This is a genomic window from Thermodesulfobacteriota bacterium, assembly GCA_040757775.1.
Lineage (GTDB): Bacteria > Desulfobacterota > UBA8473 > UBA8473 > UBA8473 > UBA8473.
Genome location: JBFLWQ010000009.1, coordinates 68,802 through 89,664 on the forward strand (window position 1 = coordinate 68,802; position 20,863 = coordinate 89,664).

Sequence of the window (20,863 nt, forward strand, 5' to 3'; positions counted from 1 at the left end):
ATCACTCCTGCATCCTATATTTCTGCTCTGCCTTTGGAACATACCACTTGATGAAGTTATAGTCAATCCCAATAGGAGCCGGCTTAATCCCCTTGAATCTGTTATGTATTATAGGCAAGGCATAGGGAATGTAAAGAAAGGTATAAGGCTGCTCTTCAGCCAGTATCTCTTGTATCTTAAAATAGTATCTCTTCCTCTCCTCTTGATTAAAGGTATGTCTTCCCTTTAAAAGAAGTTCATCTACTTCCTTATTTTTATATGAGATAAAATTTAACTCCTTGGGTCTGGTCTTGCTTGAATGCCATATATCATATATATCAGGTTCAGGTCCCGTTGTCCATCCCAGGATAACCGCCTCAAAGTTTTTCTTGTCTATAAAATCGTTTACAAAGGCTGCCCATTCGATAATCCTGATGTTCACTTTAATACCTATCGTCATAAGTCTGCGCTGAATGATCTCCGCGCATTGTGCCCTCTGGGCATTTCCCTGATTGGTTATTATGGTAAACTCAAAGGGGACCCCGTCCCTGTCAAGGATGCCATCATTGTTACTGTCCTTCCACCCTGCTTCTGCTAATAAATTCTTCGCCTTTTCAGGATCATAAGTGTATATCTTTACATTGGGATTATACTGCCAGGTTCCGGTTTTATAAGGTCCTGTGGCTATCTCCCCCAATCCCAGTAATATCCCGTCGATTATCTCTCTCTTATCTGTAGCATAACTGATTGCCTGACGAACTCGTTTATCCTTAAACTTTGGGTTAGTAAGGTTGTAGGCTAGATAGGTATAGGCAAATGCCAGATATTTGTATTTGTTAAAGTTTTCATTTATCTTGTACGTATCAGTTTGCCTCTTATACTGCAGGGGGGTTAATCCCATCCTGTCTATTCCACCGGCCTTCAGCTCTAAAAAGGTAGTGGCCGGGTCTGGTATGATACGGTATACATATCCGTCTGTATATGGTCTTCCCTCAAAATAATCATGGTTTGATACCAGTTCAATCTTCTCCCCTGTCTTCCAACTTTTAAACCTATAGGGTCCTGTACCGACAGGATGACGACTCAGTCCGGAGGTATTTATGTCCTTGCCTTTGAGAAGGTGTTCAGGGAGAACTACAAGATTTCCCCAACTCCCCAATGCAGGGGCAAAAGGTTTACTGTAACTCACTCTAAAGGTATATTTATCAAGGACAGAAGCCTTCTTCACCTCCAAAAAATCCCCGGCGTATGCGGTACGGGTATTGGGGTTAATTATGGTTTTATAACCGAACATAACGTCATTAGCGGTAAACGGAGAACCATCATGCCACCTGACCCCCTTCCTTAAATGGAAGGTTATGGTCAGTCCATCTCCCGATATATCCCATGATTCAGCCAAATCACCCACAAGGCTAAGGTCTTTGTCGTATTTTACCAGCCCGTTGAATATTAACCCGGCAATGCCGTGAGAGGCACTGTCTGAGGATAGCATTGGTATCAGATTACTGGCATCACCAATAGAGCTGTCTATCAGAATATCACCATAAGCAGGGGGGCCAGGTTTAGATGTGCGTTGAGAAACCTCCTCAGGCTTGCCTGAACATCCCAAAAACCCCGATAAAATAATAAATATTAAGAGCGTCTGAAGTGATTTAGATACATTCATGAACGACCTCCTTATTCCCCTATCATATCAGCGGGCTGCTGCCCAAATCCCTTTTCGCTTGGGCAACAGCCTGAGAGCTTTGCAAAAGTCTCAACCTGTTGACAGCTGAGACCATTTTAAAATTAACTCAAATATATACAATTTGCAATTAAAAAAGCCCTTGTAAAATCTTTACCAATTTGATAGTAGTTTGGATTGATTATTGTAATATCAAACCGCAGAGGGTACAGAGAAATAAAATAAAGATATAAGAATCATCTCCAAATTAGTTGATGGATTATGAGGATTCGAGGGGTCAAGGAGTCTAGGATTCTAGTGAAATGATTTAGGCTATATGAAGGCTAAAGAGATGGATAAAGTTGGGAAACTGGCAAGGAGGTTAAAAAATGGAAGAGGTTGTAATTATAAATGGTGTCAGGACAGCAGTAGGGACATTTGGCGGTTCCTTTAAAGAGGTACCTGCTGTGAAGCTGGGGGCTAAGGTTATTGAAGAAGTGGTCAAAAGGACAGGGCTAAAGGGTAGTCAGATAGATGAGATAATAATGGGAAATGTTTTACAGGCAGGATTGGGGCAGAATCCTGCCAGGCAGGCAGCAATAGATGCAGGGATACCCCAGGAAGTACCCTCATATACTCTAAATAAGGTTTGTGCATCAGGACTGAAATCGGTAATGTTGGCAGCCCAGGCTATAATGATAGGAGATGCAGAGATAATTGTTGCTGGCGGCTTAGAGAATATGAGCATGACACCCTATGCCATAAATAAGGCCCGTTGGGGTATCAGGATGAATGACGACAAATTGGTCGATTTAATGATACACGACGGTTTGTGGGATATATTTAACGGGTACCATATGGGGATTACAGCAGAAAATGTAGCAGAGAGTTTTGGGATTACCAGAGAAGATCAGGATGACTTTGCACTTCGGAGCCAAATGAAAACAGCCAGGGCAATAGAAGGAGGAAGGTTTAAAGACGAGATAGTTCCCGTCGAGATTCCCCTGAGAAAGGGGGAAGTGAAAGCATTCGACACTGATGAGCATCCAAGACCCGATACTACAAAAGAGGCATTAGCAAAACTACGGCCAGCCTTTAAAAAAGATGGGACAGTCACTGCCGGTAATGCATCTGGCATAAACGATGGTGCAGCCGCACTGGTAATAATGTCAAAAAAGAAGGCAGGTGAGCTTGGTTTAGAACCAATGGCTGTAATCAAATCCTATGCCACTGCCGGAGTGGACCCGGCAATTATGGGCACCGCTCCTGTTCCAGCCAGTAGAAAGGCCATTGCAAAGGCAAAACTTACAGTTTCAGATTTAGACCTGATAGAGGCAAATGAGGCTTTTGCATCTCAGGCAATATTCGTAAACAGGGAGATGGGATGGGATTTAGATAAGGTGAACGTTAACGGAGGGGCTATAGCACTGGGGCATCCTATAGGTGCCAGCGGTGCCAGGATACTGGTGACTCTGTTATACGAAATGAAGAAAAGGGGTTCTAAATTGGGTTTGGCAACACTGTGTATTGGCGGAGGGCAGGGGGCTGCTATTATAGTTGAGATGTAGTTTTTAACAATTATAAGGAGGCATATTATGGAGATCAAGACTTTTGGTATTGTTGGTGCAGGACAGATGGGTAGTGGTATTGCCCAGGTTGCGGCTTCTACCGGATTTGATGTCATACTGAATGATATTAAGGATGAGTTTGTAAAGAAGGGAATATCCTCTATTTCCGTAAGTCTCGATAGGATGCTTAAGAAGGGAAAGATTACTGTTGAACAAAAAGATACTACACTTGCTAGGATTTCAGGTACCACCAGACTGGAAGACATGGCAAAAGCTGACTTTGTAGTGGAAGCCGCAACAGAGAACCTTCCAATCAAACTTGATATCTTCAAGAAACTGGACGAGGTTTGTAAATCTGAGGCAATCCTGGCTAGCAACACATCTTCCATATCCATTACAAAAATTGGTTCCGTAACCAAGAGACCCGACAAAGTAATAGGTATGCACTTTATGAATCCTGTTCCTATGATGCAGTTGGTGGAGGTTATAAGAGGACTTCCTACCTCAAATGAAACCTTTGATACTGTGATGAAGCTTGCAGAAAAGATGGGCAAAACGCCGGCAGAAGCAGGAGATTTTCCCGGTTTTATTGCCAACAGGATACTGCTTCCCATGATAAATGAGGCTGTTTATACCTTGTATGAAGGGGTAGGAAAACCAGAGGCTATAGATACGGTGATGAAATTGGGTATGAACCACCCCATGGGTCCCCTGACTCTGGCTGATTTAATAGGGCTTGACACATGTTTGGCAATTCTGGAGGTCTTGCACAATGAATTAGGTGATCCAAAATATCGTCCGTGTCCCCTCTTAAGAAAATACGTAGAGGCTGGATATCTGGGAAGGAAGACCGGGAGGGGCTTCTACGATTACAGTAAGTAGAATCATCTCCTAAAAAGTTGCAATTTGAAATAAAGGATTCAAGGAGTAGGGGCGACCCCTTGTGGTTGCCCTAAATAGGGAGGATGATCAAGAAATGAAACCTGCCATCATTGTCGTAGATATGCTAAAGGGTGGTGTTGGGAGCAATCCTCATGTTAAATCAGAGATTGAAAGGATAATACCCAATATTCAGAGACTCCTGAAAGAAGGCAGGGGCTTGAACATCTCGATTATATTCGCCTGTGACAGTTTTTTTTCTCAGGATTTCATGTTCAGGGGGAAGATGAAACCTCATTCGATCCGGGGAACAAGCGGGGTTGAGGTTATAGATGAATTGAGACCGGAGGCAGGGGATATGATCTTGGAGAAAAGGCGGTTCAGCGCCTTCTTCAGAACTGATTTAGATATGACCCTGAGGACCCTTGAAGTAGATACTATTGTGGTCTGCGGTATGAATACCCATGTATGTGTTATGTTCACAGCATGGGATGGGTTGGCTAACGATTTTAATGTTGTTATCCTGGAAGACTGCTGTGCTGCCCCCAAGAAGGAGATTCACGATGCAGCCATAAACCTGTATCGAAACTCCCCCGTATACCCGTTGTTCAGAATAATAACACTGAATGAATTCCTGGTAGAGGTAAGCTGAGGCTTATAGAGGAGGAAGCTATGTATCCAGAGGACTACCGAAAAGTGATAGAGTTTCATGGCCATTCCTGTCCGGGGTCTGCCATTGGTTATCGGGCTGTGAAGGCAGCCATTGAGAAGGCTGATCTGAAAAGAGCAGGAGATGAAGAATTGGTTGCCATTGTAGAAAACGATTCTTGCAGTGTAGATGCCGTCCAGGTCCTTCTGGGTTGTACCTTTGGGAAGGGGAATCTTGTATTTAAGGATTATGGGAAACAGGTCTTTACCTTTGGAGAAAGAACCACTGGGAAGGCTGTACGAGTCAGCTTACTTCCAGGTGCTCTGGATGCTCCCAAAGATTTGATTGAAGAAGAAGGGGAGAAGAGGAGAGAAAAAATGGTGGAGAAGATACTCCATAGTCCGGAGAGAGAGCTCTTCAAGGTTGAGGAGACAAAAATACATCTCCCCGAAGAAGCACAGATACATTCCTCAGTCCTCTGCGATCGCTGTGGTGAGCCTGCAATGGAAACCAGGACAGTAAAGAAAGATGGAAATGTTTATTGTATCCCCTGCGCAAACGAATTCCCTGAGAAGAAGGTATAAAATTGAAGATAAAGTTTCGCCGGAAGGAGATTATCTGTCTTTGAATACAGGTTTTCTTTTTTCTAAGAAAGCTCTTATTCCTTCCCGGGTATCCTCTGTAGCAAAAAGAGATGGCATGGCATCACATGCATAAACTATTTCTTCCCCGCCAAGCATTCTATTAATTGAGGATTTGGCTAAGCGTATTGCAATAGCTGGTTTAGAAGCAATTTTTTCAGCGAGTTCCATTGCCTCATTCATAAGATTTTCGTGAGGTACAACTTTACTCACTAAATTGAGGCGAAATGCCTCTTCAGCGGAAATAGGCTCCCCAGTCATCGTCATCTCTTTCGATTTCGACCTTCCGATTATCTGATGAAGACGAACTATAGCAAAACCAGGTAGCAATCCCAGGTTTATCTCCGGTACCCCGAACTTTGCTTTTTCCGAAGCAATTATTATATCACAACTGATAGCCAGCTCAAGACCACCACCCAGAGCGAGTCCGTTTACCGCAGCAATGACAGGCTTCTTCACTTTTTCACCTATGGTTAGTGCCTGAAAGACATCATCAAGAAATACTTTAACACTGACAGGATCAAAGTCAAATCCGCTGATATCTGCTCCAGCGCAGAAAGCTCTTCCTGCTCCTGTTACGATAGCTGCTTTTACGTCAGCATCCTTCTCAGATTCTGTAAAGCCCTCTTTTAAACCTTTCCTTATACCTGGGCTGAGTGCGTTCAGTTTTTTCTGGTCATCAAGGGTTAATATAGCAACTTTGTTTTTCTTCTCATATAAAACATCACCAAATCTCATAATATCCTCCATTTCTTAAATTTATATTGCTGATCGTTTGGCTATAAAAAGGTTTTGCACCTTATATATTTCTTAAATACCCATGAACTTAGCAATAATCTCGTGCTGGATTTCAGACGTCCCTTCAAAGATGGTTCCTACTCGTGCGTCTCTGAAGTAACGTTCAACAGGATACTCTCTCATGTAGCCGTAACCTCCATGGAGTTGAACGGCTTGGTGCGTAATACGACAGGCGGCCTCGCTCGCAAAAAGCTTCGCCATCGATGCCTCTTTCGCAAATGGTTTCTTCTGATCGCATAGCCAGGCAGCTTTGAAAACAAGGAGCTTGGATATCTCAACCATCATCGCCATCTGTGCCAGCTTGAAGCGGTTAATCTGGAATTTGCATATCGGTTGCCCAAAGGCGACTCTTTCCTTGGAATAGCTGAGCCCGGCTTCAAAAGCTGCCTCTGCAGTTCCCGCAATCATTGCTGCTACAGAGATCCGGCTCTCATTGAGAGCCTCCATCAGGACAGGGAACCCCCCTTCAGCAGGTCCTATAAGACACTCTGCAGGAACACGGCAGTCTTCAAAGACCAGCTCTGATGTTTCAGAAGAATGAAGCCCCATCTTTTCTAACTTTATGTTCTGCAAACCAGGTGTGCCTCTCTCAATTATAAAGATCGCTATTCCCTTTATCCCTTTACTTCGATTGGTACTGGCTGAAATCGTGATGAAATCGGCATAAGGAGCATTTGTAACAAACATCTTCGTTCCGTTTATGATGTAACTATCACCATCCCTCTTTGCCGTTGTTTCGATACCAGCGGCATCAGAACCGGCATTCGGTTCTGTCATTGCGAATGCAAAGATCTTCTCCCCTGAAATAGCTACAGGAAAGTATTTATCTTTCTGGTCTTCACTTCCAAAGACTTTCAAGGGGAATGTAGCCAATGTCTGACCACCGAGTGCTGAACAGAACGCCAGTGAGACCCTTCCAACCTCCATGTTCAAAATGGCATCACAGACTTTGTCTGCCCCTGCAGCTCCATACTTCTCGTCATAGCTAACACATAGGTAACCCTGGGCGCCCATTTTTGGGTATAACTCTATAGGGAAGGTTTTTGTTTCTTCAGCCTTATCAACAAGTGGGGCCATCTCTTTAAGGGCAAACTTCCTGATTGAATCCTGAAAGATCCTTTGTTGTTCTGTAAAATCAAAATTCACTTACTTTTCCTCCTTCTATTTCGAACTATTAAAGAATCATGCCACAGCTGTCACGCTGGTAAAAGCCTTGAGTTAAGGGAATAGGAAGAAGTTTTGACATTACCATAAATGTTCTGATAGGCGAGACGCCTTTCCTACCGATTGATTTTTATGTTTAATTACATTTCTAATGCCTGCTTACCTGCTTTTATTATTTTTGCCAGTTCTACAGTCCGTCTGGCTAGCGCCCTTGCTCCATTTAATCCGTATTCATCTTTTAATATGCCAAGCTTATCTTTAGGATCAAAGTTTCCTGTACCACCAAAGCTGGATGTCCCTCCCGCACCAAAAATTGTACCTGGGTGATGCACACTTGCGGGTATCATCTCAAAACCAAAGAAGAGGTAGTTAATACTGAGTAGAGTGGTCTCTATACCACCGTGCCTCATCCAGCCAACTGCGAAAGCCCCACCTACTTTATCTTTTAGTTTACCTTCATAAACGTTACCAAAAGCACAAGCGCGAAGTCTGTCCATTAGCGTTGCAAGGTATCCGGAAACCCTGCACACATAGGCAGGAGAAGCCAACAGTAGTACATCTGAATTGAGAACTTTAGGGAAGATATCAACCATATCATCCTGGATAGCACAAAATTTCCCCTCCTCCTGTTTTCTCAAGCACCAGTTACAATGCCTGCAGTCACTTATGTTTTTTCCCACGACAGAAATCATCTCTGTCTTGACAGACTCCATGCCTTCTATATCCTTCATGGCCTCTCTTAAAAAAGTTTCGGTATTTCCCCCTTTAATCGGGCTCCCACAGATTCCCAAGACATTAATATCCATTCTTCTTTCCTCCTTGCATTTGTATATCTATGACCTCACACTCAACAGATCGTAGTTGAGTCAATAACTGGTCTATAACCATGGTACAGGATTGCCTTTCATTAATTGAAAGAATAATTCTACCTCCTTTCTAAGATAGCACGTACCTCGAAATCACCACTCTCTGAATCTCATTCGTTCCATCGGCGATCTGAGCTCCTTTTGCATCCCTCATAAGTCGTTCCACCGGATAGTCTTCCATGTATCCATATCCACCGTGAATCTGCACAGCTTCGGTAGTAACGTGCATGGCCGTATCCGAAGCGAAACACTTGGACATAGCTACCATAGCCTCTATCATGTTGAAGTTCGCTTGTCCACTGTCAATCATGGCAGCGGTCCTGTATATGAGTGAACGCGCAGCCTCTATCCCCATAGCCATGTCGGCCAGTTTAAACTGTATGGCCTGAAACTGTGCTATAGGTCTGTCAAACTGAATCCTCTGCTTTGCATACTCTATGGCATGATCCAATGCGCCCTGAGCGAGCCCCAAAGCCATTGTACCGGTACCCCACACCCTCATCATATTTCCATCCACCATAAGTATCTTCCAACCATCTCCCTCATTCAGTAATCGGTTAGCTTTCGGTACTCTAGAATCCTCAAAGATAAGCTCTCTCATGGGAACTCCCCGGAATCCCATCTTCTTTTCCTTCTTCCCCCCCTTAAATCCTGGAGTGTCCTTTTCTATCACAAAGGCACTTATACCCTTTGCTTTTTCGCCTGGTCCAGTGCGAGCGAAAACCACCAGATAATCAGCGGTTAATCCACCGGATATAAAGCACTTTGTTCCATTAAGGATATAGGTATCTCCGTTCAAGACAGCCTTTGTTTGCATATTTGCAACATTCGACCCGTAGTTTGGCTCAGTAATGGCAATAGCACAGGTTTTGTTGGTCTTAGCCATCTCGCTGAAAATTCTCTCCTTTTGCTCGTCATTCCCGTTGGAGACAATAATATTTGAAACCACCCATGTCCCAGCTGTAATTTGGGCAGCGGCAAGACAATACCTCGCAAGTTCTTCAATAATTATGCACAGCGTGGTGGCGTTGGCATTCGCTCCACCGTATTTTTCCGGTAAGACAATCCGTAAAAGGCCGTTGTCGCCCAATATATCAACAACTTCCTGTGGAGACTCATCATTCTCCTCCATCTCCTTGATCATTGGGGTTAACTTTTCAGCCCCCAATTTCCTGACAGTATCCCGAATCATTTTCTGCTCATCAGTAAGATCGAACATAGTCTGTCCCTCCCCCCGCTTAATTTTTCGATACCCACTGTATCGATGTATTCACCAGTTGCATTGCCAGAATGTAAGAAAGATTAGTCCGAGGATCTTCTCCATTCGGTAATGGGAATAAAAGTCTTATTTTTCAGATATGCCTTCAAAAACCTTGTATAGTTCCCGCCCTTATGATCATCGGAACCATAGGTAAGAGGGCCTGTGAGACCTTCTGTATCAAAGCCTCGGATGGTTTCTATCCCCTCAACAAGGCTTTCACTGTTCAAACCTTCTCCTCCCCTCTTTATTCCCTCGGCAAGGATCATACTCTTAACCCAACCTACAGTATAGTCAACGGTCTGGCGTTTCCCCGGAAGATATCCTTCGGTTATCCTCATCATTTCTTGTACCCCTTTGGCAGCATCACCCCATAGAGCAAAAGGATTATCACAGATGTAGCCATCAGCAGCCCTGCCGGCTATCTCTATAATTGCCTCACTATTTGAGAAAAGTGTTCCTATGAACTGGGGTTTGTAACCTATCTTATACGCATCTCTTAAGAAGCAGATCGCCGTTCCATCACTACCACCCAAGATAACATAATTTGCTTTAGCCCTTCTCGAATTCATTACCTGTGATGTGGCATCTATTGCCGCAGGAGAAATGTACTCTTCGTGAAACTTGATTCCCAAAGGCTTTACTGTTTCCTGAATCGCCCTTGAGATTGTCCTCCCACTTTCGTTATCAAGATTGGCACAGGCTAATACAGGGTTCTTTGCCTTTAAATCTTTCAATATATAGTCAATCACGGTTTTTACCCGATTCTGGTAAGTATCTTGTACTGTAAAGACATATCGTTTTACCGGCTTGACTATTATCTCAGCCGAACTTACAGATATAATCGGCAGTTTTTGCTTTTCATAGTGGGGCATCAGGGCAGAAATATTCGCTGTTCCAGTAACCATAATACAAGTAAGTATCCCGTCTCTAAAGACGAGCTTTTTGAATGCTGCAAGGGTCAATGGAACTGAATACCTATCATCTTCATGAATGAGCCTTATCTTTCTACCATGGATTCCTCCTTGCTCATTAAGATACCTTAAGTAATTCTTAATGCCGTTGCTCATGGGAACGGTGACCGCTGTAACAGGTCCTGTCATATCGGCTATAAGCCCCACTTTAATAGTATCTTTACTAACACCTCGAACATCCTCACCGTAAACATGAGTTATTCCTAAGACAAACAAGGTTACAACAAATATTGTAAAGACTTTTTCTTTTCTCATGATTGGCACCTCCTTTGCTTCAAAGATTAGATAATGTATTATTCTTTTGGCGTTAACCAGCCTGAAATTGGAACAACTCTTTTATTGGCTATATCGGCCTTATACATTTTGCAAGCATCACTTGGTTTATGTTTGGTAGAACTGTAAGTGATGGGAGCGGTAATTCCAGCAGTATCTAGGTTACGTATATTCTCTATACCATCGACAAAGCCCTCTATGGTCAGATCGCGGCCTGCTTTCTTCAAACCTTCAGCGCATATTAAGGCAATAGCCCATCCCTGGGTATAGAACTTATTACGCATCGGCTTTTCTGTGCCAGGCTTGTATCTAAGGGTAATTCCCCTCATTTGAGCTACCCCCTCTGCATCCTCGTGCCATGAAGCAAAAGAATGAACCCCGATAAGATTACGTGCTGCGTCGCCAGCTATTCTCACAACATCGTCATCACATACATAATAGGTTCCGATAAAGTTACTATTAAAGTCAAGCATCTTTGCTGAACGTAAGAATGCAGCAGCTGTTACATTACTTGTCTGCAAGATCACATGGTTTACCTTGGCTTTCTTCATGGCAAGTACCTGTGTTGTAGCCTCTGTAGCTGCAAGATTAATTATTTCCATGGCAACCATCTTGATGCCATAGGACTCAGCTGTCTTCACAGCCGCAGCCCTACCAATTTTACCATATTCGATATCCAAGTTAATAAAGCCTATCCTTGGGTTTATGACTCTTAAATCCTCTATTAAGTACTTGAAAATGACTTTAATCTCATCCTCATACGTAGCACATGGGATAAAAAGATACCGTTTACATGGCTTGATCATGTCCTCAGCTAGACTTATGATGATACCTGGCACTCTATTCTTTTCTATGCTATGATAAAAAGCCTTGGTCTGTCCACTCCCTCCCATACCAAGGATCGTAAGAACTTCATCTCTAAAGATCAATTTCTTGAAGGCTGCCATGGCTAATGGTATAGTATATCGGTCATCTTCTACGATCAATTTAACCTTGCGGTTGTAAATGCCCCCCTGTTCGTTTATGTATTGGAAGTAGTTCCTGATCCCCTCGGTTATGGGTACGGTTGTATCTGCCACAGGACCAGTTTGAGCCAATATGACTCCGATGTCAATGGTATCATCCGTTACACCTCTAACCCCTCCTGCATACACAAAGAGGCTTCCAAGAAATAAGGAAGAAAACAAAAACAAAAAAACTGCACCCACGAACCTGTACCGACAAAATGCATCTTTCTTTTCCATGGTGTTACCTCCCTTTTGCTAAGTAGCTTCCCTGTGGAATGCCACTCACCATATTATTTTGACCGGTGTTTCCAGAAATTTGGTTTTCTCTTTTCAAAGAAGGCGCCCTGGGCTTCTCTGACATCCATGCCATCGAAGAAATCCGGGGCAATAAGGTTCTGGAATCGTCCCAGAGATCCATCAAGATAGTCAATAACACTATCAAAACTGGCCTTTAATATTGATATGCAGTCCGGAGAATGAGCTAGAATCCGTTCACACCAACTGTCCACTTCTTCATCCAGTTTTTCAAGAGGGACTACTGCATTAACCAACCCCATCTCTAATGCCTCCTGGGCAGTATACTGTTTGGTCAACATCCAGATTTCTCTCGCCTTTTTAGCACCCACAACAAAGGTTAGATAGGCAACACAGAAACCGTCAGCAGGGCTTCCCACCCGTGGCCCAGTTTGCCCGAATTTAGCATTATCTGCTGCAATGGTAAAATCACACATATACGCCAGGTGATTGCCTCCCCCGATTGCATAGCCTTTTACCGCTGCTATCACAGGCTTTCGGCATCTGCGAACAAAGGAGTTTACTACAGGTCTGCCCCCTGAGAGGACAAATCGGGAACCCCTCCTCGGATCATCCTGCCCTTCCTTTTCCCATGATACATCACCTCCGGTACAAAAAGCTTTGTCGCCAGTGCCTGTAAGAACTACAGCACCTAGAGTCTTATCATGACTGGCATCGTCCAATGCGATACACATCTCATCTACGGTATCGCCCGTGAATGCATTATAGACCTTAGGCCTGTTGATAGTGATTCTCCCTACTCCTCCTCCTTCGCTGTGGTACTTGCTTTCGTAGATTATGTCCTTAAAACCAAATTTCTCTATCTGTTTCCATTCAGTCCATCCCATTTTTCCGCCTCCATCTGTAATAAAAAAAGTTGTATAGTTATTTTATACCTTAAGCCCCAGCTGCCTGGCGATAATAGTCCTCTGAATCTGAGAAGTACCTGCGGTTACTGTTGCAACCCTGGCATCACGAAAATAACGCTGCATGTCGTACTCCATCATAAAGCCATACCCTCCAAGTATCTGCATACCCTTATTCGTAACCCTGGCCAGTGTCTCTGAACCAAAAAGCTTGGCCATAGAAACTTCCTTTATACAAGGAATCCCTTCATCAATCATGTTTGCCACATGGTATGTAAGAAGACGTGCTGCCTGTACCTCGGTATACATGTCCGCCAGCATATGCCCGATAGCCTGAAAATTGCCTATGGGCTGACCAAACTGCTCCCTCTCCTTTGCGTATTGAATGGAGTCAGCAACCGCCTGCTTGCCGTTGCCCACATACAGCCCGCAAGTAAAGAGCCTTTCGTGCTCAAGCTGGGATAAAAGAGCATCCCACCCTTTATTCACCCCTCCCAGAATGTTATCCTTCGAAACCCTGACGTTCTCTATGAATATCTCATTGGTGCCGATTATGTGCCTCCCCAGAGTATTCAACCTGCGAATGTCAAGGCCCGGCGATCGGGAATCAACCATAAATATAGTCAAACCCCTGTGTTTCTTGACCGTCTTGTCGGTTCTGGCTACCATATGAATTATATTGTCCTTAAGATGCGCTCCGGTAGAAAAAACCTTCTGCCCGTTCAGGATGTAATCATTCCCATCCGGCACCGCCTCTGTAGATACGGCAGCAGAATCACTGCCGGCACCAGGCTCGGTGATGGAAATGGAAAATCTCACCGTTCCGTTTAATATCCTGGGTATGTAAAGACTCTTCTGCTCCTCAGTCCCGTGAGCTATAATATTGAGACCCATAAGCACAGGAATCCCCCAGACTGCGGCCATGTCGTAAGCATAACGGGCCAGTTCTTCGGTGACTATAAGAAACTCCACAGCACCACAATTGCTGCCCCCGTACTCCTCAGGGTAAGGCAAGCCCATCCAGCCTAACTTGACCATCTTGTCATAGACTTCGTAAGGATACTCCTTGTTTTCGTCGAGCTTCCTTACATACTCTCTTGGGCATTCCTTTTCAACAAAGTCATGGACGCTTTTTCTCAATATCTCCTGTGCTTCTGTAAATTTGAAATCCATTCAGTTCCTCCTTTCCTAACATTTATTTGTTCATTTTGTGTCATTCTTTCGAAATATTATTAGCTCGTTTAGAATACTCAAACTAGGCCACTTCTATATTCTCAAGATGCTTTCTCAGCACTTGACCTGTTATTATTCTATGGCTTTCAACCAGGTTTCTAACTAACTCTGATTCCTTCTTTTCAAAGGCATCTATGATTCTTCCATGTCCAAGTATTCCATTATCCAGCAATCCAGGGATAGAAAACGCAATATACCAATACTGGCCAAGAGAACCAATCTTATCATATATTAAATTTGTCCAGTTCGTCAGTGGGCAAACATCTAAAAAGATACGATGGAATTCATTATTTACCTTAAGCCAATTCTTCCCCTCTTTTTTTAACTCTTCCTTCTGCATCTGAAGGTGAAGATTTTTCAATTTATTCAGATGTAATGGCTTTAACATGGGAGTCACCAATTTTGCTGCATATCCTTCCAGTACTCCCACAATGGTATACATGTATTCTATATCCTGAGGCGAAGCTTTCGCAACATGAGCTCCCTTATATGGAATTACTTCTACAAGCTTTTCTGCTTCCAGTTTCTTTATAGCTTCCCTTAGAGGAATAGAACTTACCCCAAACTGAGCAGCCAGAGACGACTCTACAAGCCTTTGTCCGGGCTTCAACTGACCTGAGAAAATCGCTTTTTTGAGCGCATTAAAAACTACACTGCTTAACGAATTCACTTCTTTCGAAATTGTCTTGAACATCGATCTTCCTTTCTTCTCAATAAAAGACTTGACACTATAATATATAATATATTATATATTATATATAAAGTTGTCAAGAATTAATTTAAATGATTGCAATTTAAACTTACCCAAAAAAGTCCTTGACATAGTTATACGGGAGGCTATTATTTATGGATGGATACCACTAACAAAAGAATCTATTGTAAAGGAGTATGTAACTATGAGTTCCATCTTACCAAAAGGGGAAGATATAAAAAGGGCAGTAAAATGGATTTCTGAACAATTGCAGGAAAACCCTGATCAAGCTGTGCAACAACTTGTAAATAAAGCTATTTTGCATTTCAACCTATCCCCCAAAGACGCAGAGTTTTTGATAAACTTCTACAGTTCCCAAAAGTGAACCAAAGGTTGATGGACTCGTAAAAATATGCTGACTGATAATGACTTAGTGAAACTGTACACTAAAGAAAAAGAGTGGGATTGGGTCAACTATGGAACTCTGTTGCTGTTCTCTTTCAATTTAAGGAAAGAAATACCATATGTGAGGGAAAATATCTCTCCCGAGATACATTTTATTACTGATGAATCCTCTGACACAAAAGAAACACTGATTAATGGGTGTAACCAACACAGTGATATCTTTGAAGACCGGTTAAAAAAGGGGGACATCTGTTGTGCTGCTTGCTTTAGAGAGGAAATTGTCTCTTATTGCTGGGTGGCATCAAGTGAAGCATATATAGGGGAAATTGGCAGGAAGATAAGATTGAAAAATAATGAGATATACCTGTATGATGCCTTTACAAAACCTGAATTACGGGGGAGTAATCTCTTTCCTAAAATACTAACAGCCATACTCTATTATGGAAGGCAAAAAGGGTATCAAACTGTCCTTACATTTGTCCTGTCCTCAAATAATTCCTCTGTAACAGCGATTAAAAAGGCAGGTTTCGATAGATTCCAGAGTATATACTTTGTCGATATCTACAGTAAAACATTCTGCAGATTCAGTAAGGTGAGAGATATCGAGCTGGCAGTTGAGGAGCGGCTAGTACCATCAATTGGTATATAATGGTCAAGGTATCAAGGTTAAAATATCAGGCCCATCATCTGTAATTGCAATAGTATGTTCGAAATGAGCGCATAGACTCCCGTCCATCGTTACGACTGTCCAGCCGTCGGGTTCAACCTTAACCCTCCATGTCCCAACATTAACCATAGGCTCCAATGCTAATACCATCCCAGCCTTTAACTGTACACCCCTATTGGGGAGACCGAAATTGGGGATTTGTGGTTCTTCATGGAGGTTTCTGCCTATCCCATGGCCTACAAAATCCCTTACTACAGAGAAACCGTTCCCTTCAACCCAAGATTGAATAGCATAGGATATATCATGGAGTCTGCCTCCTGCTTTAGCCTGTTCAATTCCCTTATAGAGGGCATTTTGTGTAACATCCAGCAATCTTGCAGCCTCTTGACTTATCTTCCCAACAGGGACAGTAATAGCAGCATCACCATAGAATCCGTTGAGAACTACGCCCAGGTCCAGGCTCACAATATCCCCTTCTTTTAACCTCCTTGAATCTGGAATCCCATGTACTAACTGTTCGTTAACAGAAACACACAGACTCGCCGGGAAACCGCGGTATCCCTTAAATGCAGGGATGGCACCCCTTTTTTTTATCTGCTCTTCCGCATAGGAATCTAACTCTAATGTAGTGATCCCTGGTTTGATAATTTTCCTTAATGCCTTTAATATATGTACAACAATCCAGTTACTCTTTCTCAGTAATTCAATCTCTTCTTTAGACTTTAGAATAATCATATATCCGTTTTTTCCAGGCTATTTCCCAAACTCCGTTATCTGTTTCCCGGGGGGCATTCAGTGGCTACCTTCCTGAAACTCGTCCATCTGCCTATAGTAGTCCTGCCCATCGTGAACAACGATCCGTATAATCTTTTGTTTCTGAAGGTCTTTTAAGTACTTGATTGCTTCGTTTATGTGTATGCCGAGAGAGCTTGAAATATCAAGGAGGGTAATCGAGCGTCGTCTCACAAGGTTGACTATTGCTGACTTTATATCTACTTCACTGCTATCTTGTTCTTTCTTTTGGAATTCTTCTATAACGCTGTATTTTTCCCCCAATATGGTTTTTATCGCCTGCAATTCTTCCACGGATAGCCCTTCTGCAAAACTTTCAGCGGGGGGACGAGTAACGGTATTGAGCTGAATTTTTTTAGGATCTATCTCCGAAACTATGGTTTTGATCTTTTCCACTTCGCCAGGATGGTCATTTTGCCCCTTGACAAACATTATTTCAAGCCATATTTCCCCACTAAACTCTCTGCTAAAGGATTTTAACCCATCGATTATCCGACCTGCTTCCAATGAACTATGGGGGCGGTTTATTTTCTCAAATACCTCTTGTGTAACAGCGTCCAGGGAAGGAATAACAAGATCAGCGTTACGCAGGGCATTTCTTACCCCCTTTTGGTAAAGTAAAGTTCCATTGGTTATTACGGCAACAGGGGTATTCGTTATCCCTTTGACCGCGTTGATAATCTCTCCGATATTGGAATTTAAGGTAGGCTCACCAGAACCGGAAAGAGTGATGTAGTCTATACTCTGTCTTTGGTGCAGAGCATAGCTCAGCTCAGGAAGGATATCCTTTGGTGCTACAAATTCCCCCCTTTTTACTGTCTTTCTGGTTGTCCTGCCCAGTTGGCAGTACACACAGTCGAGGGTACATGTCTTGAAAGGGACTATATCAACTCCTAAAGAAAAGCCTAACCTTCGGGAAGGTACAGGCCCAAAGATATAATTCAAATTCACTTCTCTCAAGCTGTCCACTCCTTTTCGTACACCTATCCTTCTCTACTTTTTTTATTTATAATTTTATTCATCGTAATTTGCAAATAAAAAAATCTAAATATCCCTTGCCATTTTTTCATACATGGGTTATATTTTATAACAAGAAATTTGGAAGATAAGTATACTTTTTCCCCTCAGTATTAATTTTTTGATGTAATTCATCGAGGGTTATTCTATTAAAATTCCTTTTGCTGTAGATGGAGTTACCTGAAGATTAAGGTTATGGGAAAACGTTTACATTTTGGCGACAAAGAAATATATATGGTCGAGGAGTCAATAGATCTGGCTGAAGACCTGGTGACTGCTTATTTCAACATATCCTCTGAAGAGTGGAGGAATTGTCATTACGAGCTTAAAACGCTTGCACATCTGAGCCAGGTAGAAATAACGGATAATGCCTTTGCCCAGATATGTAAGTATGAATGCGTAAAAGAGAAAGATTCCAGTCCCCCACTGTTCTTTGATCTTTATAGGATTTGCCTGCAGGATAACAGGATACTAAATGCTGTCAAGAGGTCGTTTAATAGAATAGAATTAAAGCCATTAATGTTATATATAGTTACTCACGAACTCTCTCACGTTGTAAGATTTAATAAATACTTTAAGAACTTTTCTGCTTCACCTGAAGAAAAAGAGTTGGAAGAAGCAAATGTCCATTCTATTACTTATGAGATGCTGAAATCAATGAAAGACCGGGGGGTAAACCGTGTCCTGAATCACTACCGTAGTTACCGATGGGAACTTGGGTAGTTTCATAATTGGATAGGTAGAAATAGGGGATAGTATCTTTTCCCCCGCAGGCTGTTGACAAGACAGGAAAGATTATTATATTAGGATGTAGCTTTTGACATAAGGAGACCTTTGAAAAACGCTTCCCTCGTGTCATTCCGGCGAAAGCCGGAATCCAGAACCGCTTGAAAACAATGGATTCCGTGTCAAGCACGGAATGACAGAAAGGTGATTTAATTATAAATTCAAAGGTCTCAAGATGAGGAGAAGGGGGTAGTTAAGTTGCCAATCTATGAGTATAATTGTAAAAATTGCGGGAAGGGATTTGAAATTTTGCAAAAGTTCTCTGATCCCCCCCCTTTAAAATGTCCATCGTGTTCAGGTGAGGTAACCAAATTAATCTCACAGTGTTCCTTTCATTTAAAAGGAACCGGTTGGTATGCCACTGATTATGCGAAAAAAAGTGGATGTGCTGACCAGAAAGATACTAAGACAGAGACTACGAAGAGTGATGATTCTGTCAGTAGCCCTTCCAAAGACTCAACGGATTGATTTTACAGGTTCAATCTATCTTTCGTCATTTCACATTGACTATTGATGGACTCGTAAAAAGTCAGGAAACTCTTTTTCTTGTCATTCCGGCGGAAGCCGGAATCCAGTAAATTCAAGCACTTCTAGACTCCGGCTTTCACCGGAGTGACGGCTTTGGGGACTTTTTACGAGAGTGTCACTATTGTAACTAATAAAAAACCCGGCGTTTTGCCGGGTTTTTTGTATCATAGATACCGATGAGTGTTACGCGTCCAGAATTGCCAGAGCTTCTTCTCTGTAGGCATCCATCAGATAGGGTATTCCGGTAACTTTAGCACATTCTTCAGTCAGGGACATAAGCTCCCTTCGCGTAATTGCAGGTATGCTAAAGCATCGGGCACCGGCCATTAGCTGCTGCAGCCCTACCTTAATCTTCTGGCTATAACTGTAAATCCCTAAAGCACCCAAAGGAATATTATTCATCTCTTTTTTGCCAACCAGCTCTGCAACTTCTTCATAACAAACAAAGATCTCTTCCGGGGTTGAGCCAAATTCGCTGACGGTTTTTGGAAGATCCTTTTCTTCGATCCACTTGGCAATATTTTTACCAACCATACCCGGAATCATCAATGCCCTTCCCATGCAAACTGCTTTGGTAAAAGGTGCACCCATAGCGAGTGCCTTGAATACACCGTCTTCACTGCTAAACCCACCGGCAAAGGCAACATCTGGGACGCGTTCGCCTTTGGCAGACAGTTTCTTGCAGAATTCGTAAGCCGCAGCATGGAGGTAAAGACTGGGCATCCCCCACTCTTCCATCATCCGCCAGGGACTCATGCCGGTTCCTCCTGGAGCACCATCAATAGTAAGTAAATCAATTTTAGCCTTTGATGACCATTTGATAGCCATAGCCAGTTCCCTCAAACCATAAGCGCCGGTTTTCAAAGTGACTCGTTTGAACCCAAGATTCTTCAAACGTTGAACCTCGGCATAAAAGCCCTCTTCGTCTATAAATCCAAGTCGGCTGTGACGTTCAAACTCTTTGATTGCACCACTCTTGAAGGCAGCCTGATTTGTAGGGTTGGAAGGGTCAGGAGTGACAATATAGCCGCGTTTCTGGAGTTCCAAAGCCCGCTCTAAGCTGTTGACCTTGATTTCACCGCCGATACACTTAGCCCCCTGTCCCCATTTTAATTCAATGGTATTAAGACCGTGTTTTTTGCTAACGTATTCTGCAACACCGAGTCTGGTATCTTCCACATTCATTTGAACAAGAATTTCACCATAACCCTGATGGTATCTGCGATAGGTCTCAATTCGCCTGTCCATATCCGGGGCTTTGATAGTTTTGCCATTGGAATCGAGTTCAAGCTGGGGATCAATACCGCAAACGTTCTCACCGCATACCAATGTTACCCCGCTTATGGCTGCACCGATGGCAAAATGTTCCCAGTTCTTCCTGGCTATTTCGGTAGAACCCAAAGCACCGGTAAAAATAGGAACCCTCATCTTCACCTTGATATCCCATCCATATTCAGTCTCAGTATTTACCGCAGGGAAAGTTGCGGTATCAGGGTTACCGATAATCCCTGAGGGCAGTCCTTCTGCTCCCAGAGCATATCCCTGAATATTGAGATGGGAATAGTCAATGGGATAGTCTTTGTCTCCACCAGCAGTAACCTCTCCGAATGGGCCAGGATATATCAATTCCCTGCCCCGGAAAGTAGCCTTAAAGACTTCACAGTTTCCCCTGCAACCGTCCAGACAACGGGTACAAAGGCCGCTCATCGGGACTACACTCCGGGAGCGGTTGGTGGTTCTGGTTGCATCATTTGCGTTTGGTTGCTGTAAATTCATAAAAATCTCCTTTCTCTATACACCAAATAAAAAATTTGATTAGACACCATTATTCTTTGCTTAAATAAAAAAGGTGCCCTCTTTATTGG

The 20,863-nt window shown here is 43.0% G+C and carries 21 protein-coding genes and 1 pseudogene; 9 read left to right on the forward strand and 13 right to left on the reverse strand.

The annotated features are described in order from the left end of the window. Position 1 precedes the first annotated feature (1 nt). Complete coding sequence (locus AB1401_07555) at positions 2-1,645, reverse strand: peptide-binding protein (protein MEW6615304.1); 1,644 nt, start codon at positions 1,643-1,645, stop codon at positions 2-4. 386 nt (positions 1,646-2,031) lie between these two features. Here AB1401_07555 and AB1401_07560 point away from each other — a divergent pair, with 386 nt between their 5' ends. From AB1401_07560 to AB1401_07575, 4 genes are all read left to right on the forward strand, one after another. Next, complete coding sequence (locus AB1401_07560; GenBank protein ID MEW6615305.1) at positions 2,032-3,210, forward strand: acetyl-CoA C-acetyltransferase; 1,179 nt, start codon at positions 2,032-2,034, stop codon at positions 3,208-3,210. Positions 3,211-3,237: 27 nt separating this feature from the next. Next, positions 3,238-4,092 (forward strand): 3-hydroxybutyryl-CoA dehydrogenase, encoded by an 855-nt coding sequence (locus AB1401_07565; GenBank protein ID MEW6615306.1) that lies wholly within the window; start codon positions 3,238-3,240, stop codon positions 4,090-4,092. A 94-nt stretch (positions 4,093-4,186) separates the two neighbouring features. After that, entirely contained in the window at positions 4,187-4,741 is a 555-nt protein-coding gene (locus AB1401_07570; GenBank protein MEW6615307.1) for an isochorismatase family cysteine hydrolase, read from the forward strand. Positions 4,742-4,761: 20 nt separating this feature from the next. Next, positions 4,762-5,322: an FmdE family protein gene (locus AB1401_07575; protein ID MEW6615308.1), complete on the forward strand. Its 561-nt coding sequence runs from the start codon at positions 4,762-4,764 to the stop codon at positions 5,320-5,322. A gap of 30 nt (positions 5,323-5,352) precedes the next feature. On the opposite strand, the gene AB1401_07580 is transcribed toward AB1401_07575, so the two are convergent. From AB1401_07580 to AB1401_07620, 9 genes are all read right to left on the reverse strand, one after another. Next, on the reverse strand, positions 5,353-6,117 hold the full coding sequence (locus AB1401_07580) for an enoyl-CoA hydratase-related protein (protein MEW6615309.1): 765 nt from the start codon (positions 6,115-6,117) through the stop codon (positions 5,353-5,355). Between the two features lie 72 nt (positions 6,118-6,189). Beyond that, on the reverse strand, positions 6,190-7,323 hold the full coding sequence (locus AB1401_07585; GenBank protein MEW6615310.1) for an acyl-CoA dehydrogenase family protein: 1,134 nt from the start codon (positions 7,321-7,323) through the stop codon (positions 6,190-6,192). A 158-nt stretch (positions 7,324-7,481) separates the two neighbouring features. Beyond that, positions 7,482-8,147 carry a flavodoxin family protein gene (locus AB1401_07590; protein MEW6615311.1) on the reverse strand — a complete coding sequence of 222 codons (666 nt, stop codon included), beginning with the start codon at positions 8,145-8,147 and terminating at the stop codon, positions 7,482-7,484. A gap of 130 nt (positions 8,148-8,277) precedes the next feature. Then, the gene (locus AB1401_07595) at positions 8,278-9,426 is read right to left on the reverse strand and encodes an acyl-CoA dehydrogenase family protein (protein MEW6615312.1); all 1,149 of its coding nucleotides are present in this window, start codon (positions 9,424-9,426) and stop codon (positions 8,278-8,280) included. 83 nt (positions 9,427-9,509) lie between these two features. Continuing rightward, complete coding sequence (locus AB1401_07600) at positions 9,510-10,694, reverse strand: ABC transporter substrate-binding protein (GenBank protein MEW6615313.1); 1,185 nt, start codon at positions 10,692-10,694, stop codon at positions 9,510-9,512. Positions 10,695-10,732: 38 nt separating this feature from the next. After that, entirely contained in the window at positions 10,733-11,956 is a 1,224-nt protein-coding gene (locus tag AB1401_07605) for an ABC transporter substrate-binding protein (GenBank protein ID MEW6615314.1), read from the reverse strand. A 53-nt stretch (positions 11,957-12,009) separates the two neighbouring features. Beyond that, complete coding sequence (locus AB1401_07610) at positions 12,010-12,861, reverse strand: enoyl-CoA hydratase-related protein (protein MEW6615315.1); 852 nt, start codon at positions 12,859-12,861, stop codon at positions 12,010-12,012. Positions 12,862-12,903: 42 nt separating this feature from the next. Then, complete coding sequence (locus AB1401_07615) at positions 12,904-14,052, reverse strand: acyl-CoA dehydrogenase family protein (GenBank protein ID MEW6615316.1); 1,149 nt, start codon at positions 14,050-14,052, stop codon at positions 12,904-12,906. 82 nt (positions 14,053-14,134) lie between these two features. Beyond that, a complete protein-coding gene (locus AB1401_07620; GenBank protein ID MEW6615317.1) occupies positions 14,135-14,806 on the reverse strand; it encodes a GntR family transcriptional regulator in 672 nt (223 codons plus the stop codon). 70 nt (positions 14,807-14,876) lie between these two features. On the opposite strand from AB1401_07620, the gene AB1401_07625 reads away from it, so the two are divergent. Next, entirely contained in the window at positions 14,877-15,188 is a 312-nt protein-coding gene (locus AB1401_07625) for a hypothetical protein (GenBank protein ID MEW6615318.1), read from the forward strand. Positions 15,189-15,215: 27 nt separating this feature from the next. Continuing rightward, positions 15,216-15,857 carry a hypothetical protein gene (locus tag AB1401_07630; GenBank protein MEW6615319.1) on the forward strand — a complete coding sequence of 214 codons (642 nt, stop codon included), beginning with the start codon at positions 15,216-15,218 and terminating at the stop codon, positions 15,855-15,857. 3 nt (positions 15,858-15,860) lie between these two features. Here the strand turns inward: AB1401_07630 and map are convergent, their stop codons facing one another. Continuing rightward, positions 15,861-16,610: a type I methionyl aminopeptidase gene (gene map, locus AB1401_07635; protein MEW6615320.1), complete on the reverse strand. Its 750-nt coding sequence runs from the start codon at positions 16,608-16,610 to the stop codon at positions 15,861-15,863. 57 nt (positions 16,611-16,667) lie between these two features. Continuing rightward, entirely contained in the window at positions 16,668-17,618 is a 951-nt protein-coding gene (locus AB1401_07640; GenBank protein ID MEW6615321.1) for a radical SAM protein, read from the reverse strand. A gap of 261 nt (positions 17,619-17,879) precedes the next feature. Here AB1401_07640 and AB1401_07645 point away from each other — a divergent pair, with 261 nt between their 5' ends. The 3 genes and pseudogenes from AB1401_07645 (at position 17,880) to AB1401_07655 (ending at position 18,984) form a co-directional block, all read left to right on the forward strand. Next, positions 17,880-18,407 (forward strand): hypothetical protein, encoded by a 528-nt coding sequence (locus tag AB1401_07645; protein ID MEW6615322.1) that lies wholly within the window; start codon positions 17,880-17,882, stop codon positions 18,405-18,407. A gap of 261 nt (positions 18,408-18,668) precedes the next feature. Beyond that, positions 18,669-18,809: pseudogene (locus tag AB1401_07650) on the forward strand (zinc ribbon domain-containing protein). Between the two features lie 16 nt (positions 18,810-18,825). Then, positions 18,826-18,984 (forward strand): hypothetical protein, encoded by a 159-nt coding sequence (locus AB1401_07655; protein MEW6615323.1) that lies wholly within the window; start codon positions 18,826-18,828, stop codon positions 18,982-18,984. A 197-nt stretch (positions 18,985-19,181) separates the two neighbouring features. Here the strand turns inward: AB1401_07655 and AB1401_07660 are convergent, their stop codons facing one another. Next, a complete protein-coding gene (locus AB1401_07660) occupies positions 19,182-20,774 on the reverse strand; it encodes an FMN-binding glutamate synthase family protein (GenBank protein MEW6615324.1) in 1,593 nt (530 codons plus the stop codon). Positions 20,775-20,863: the final 89 nt, after the last annotated feature.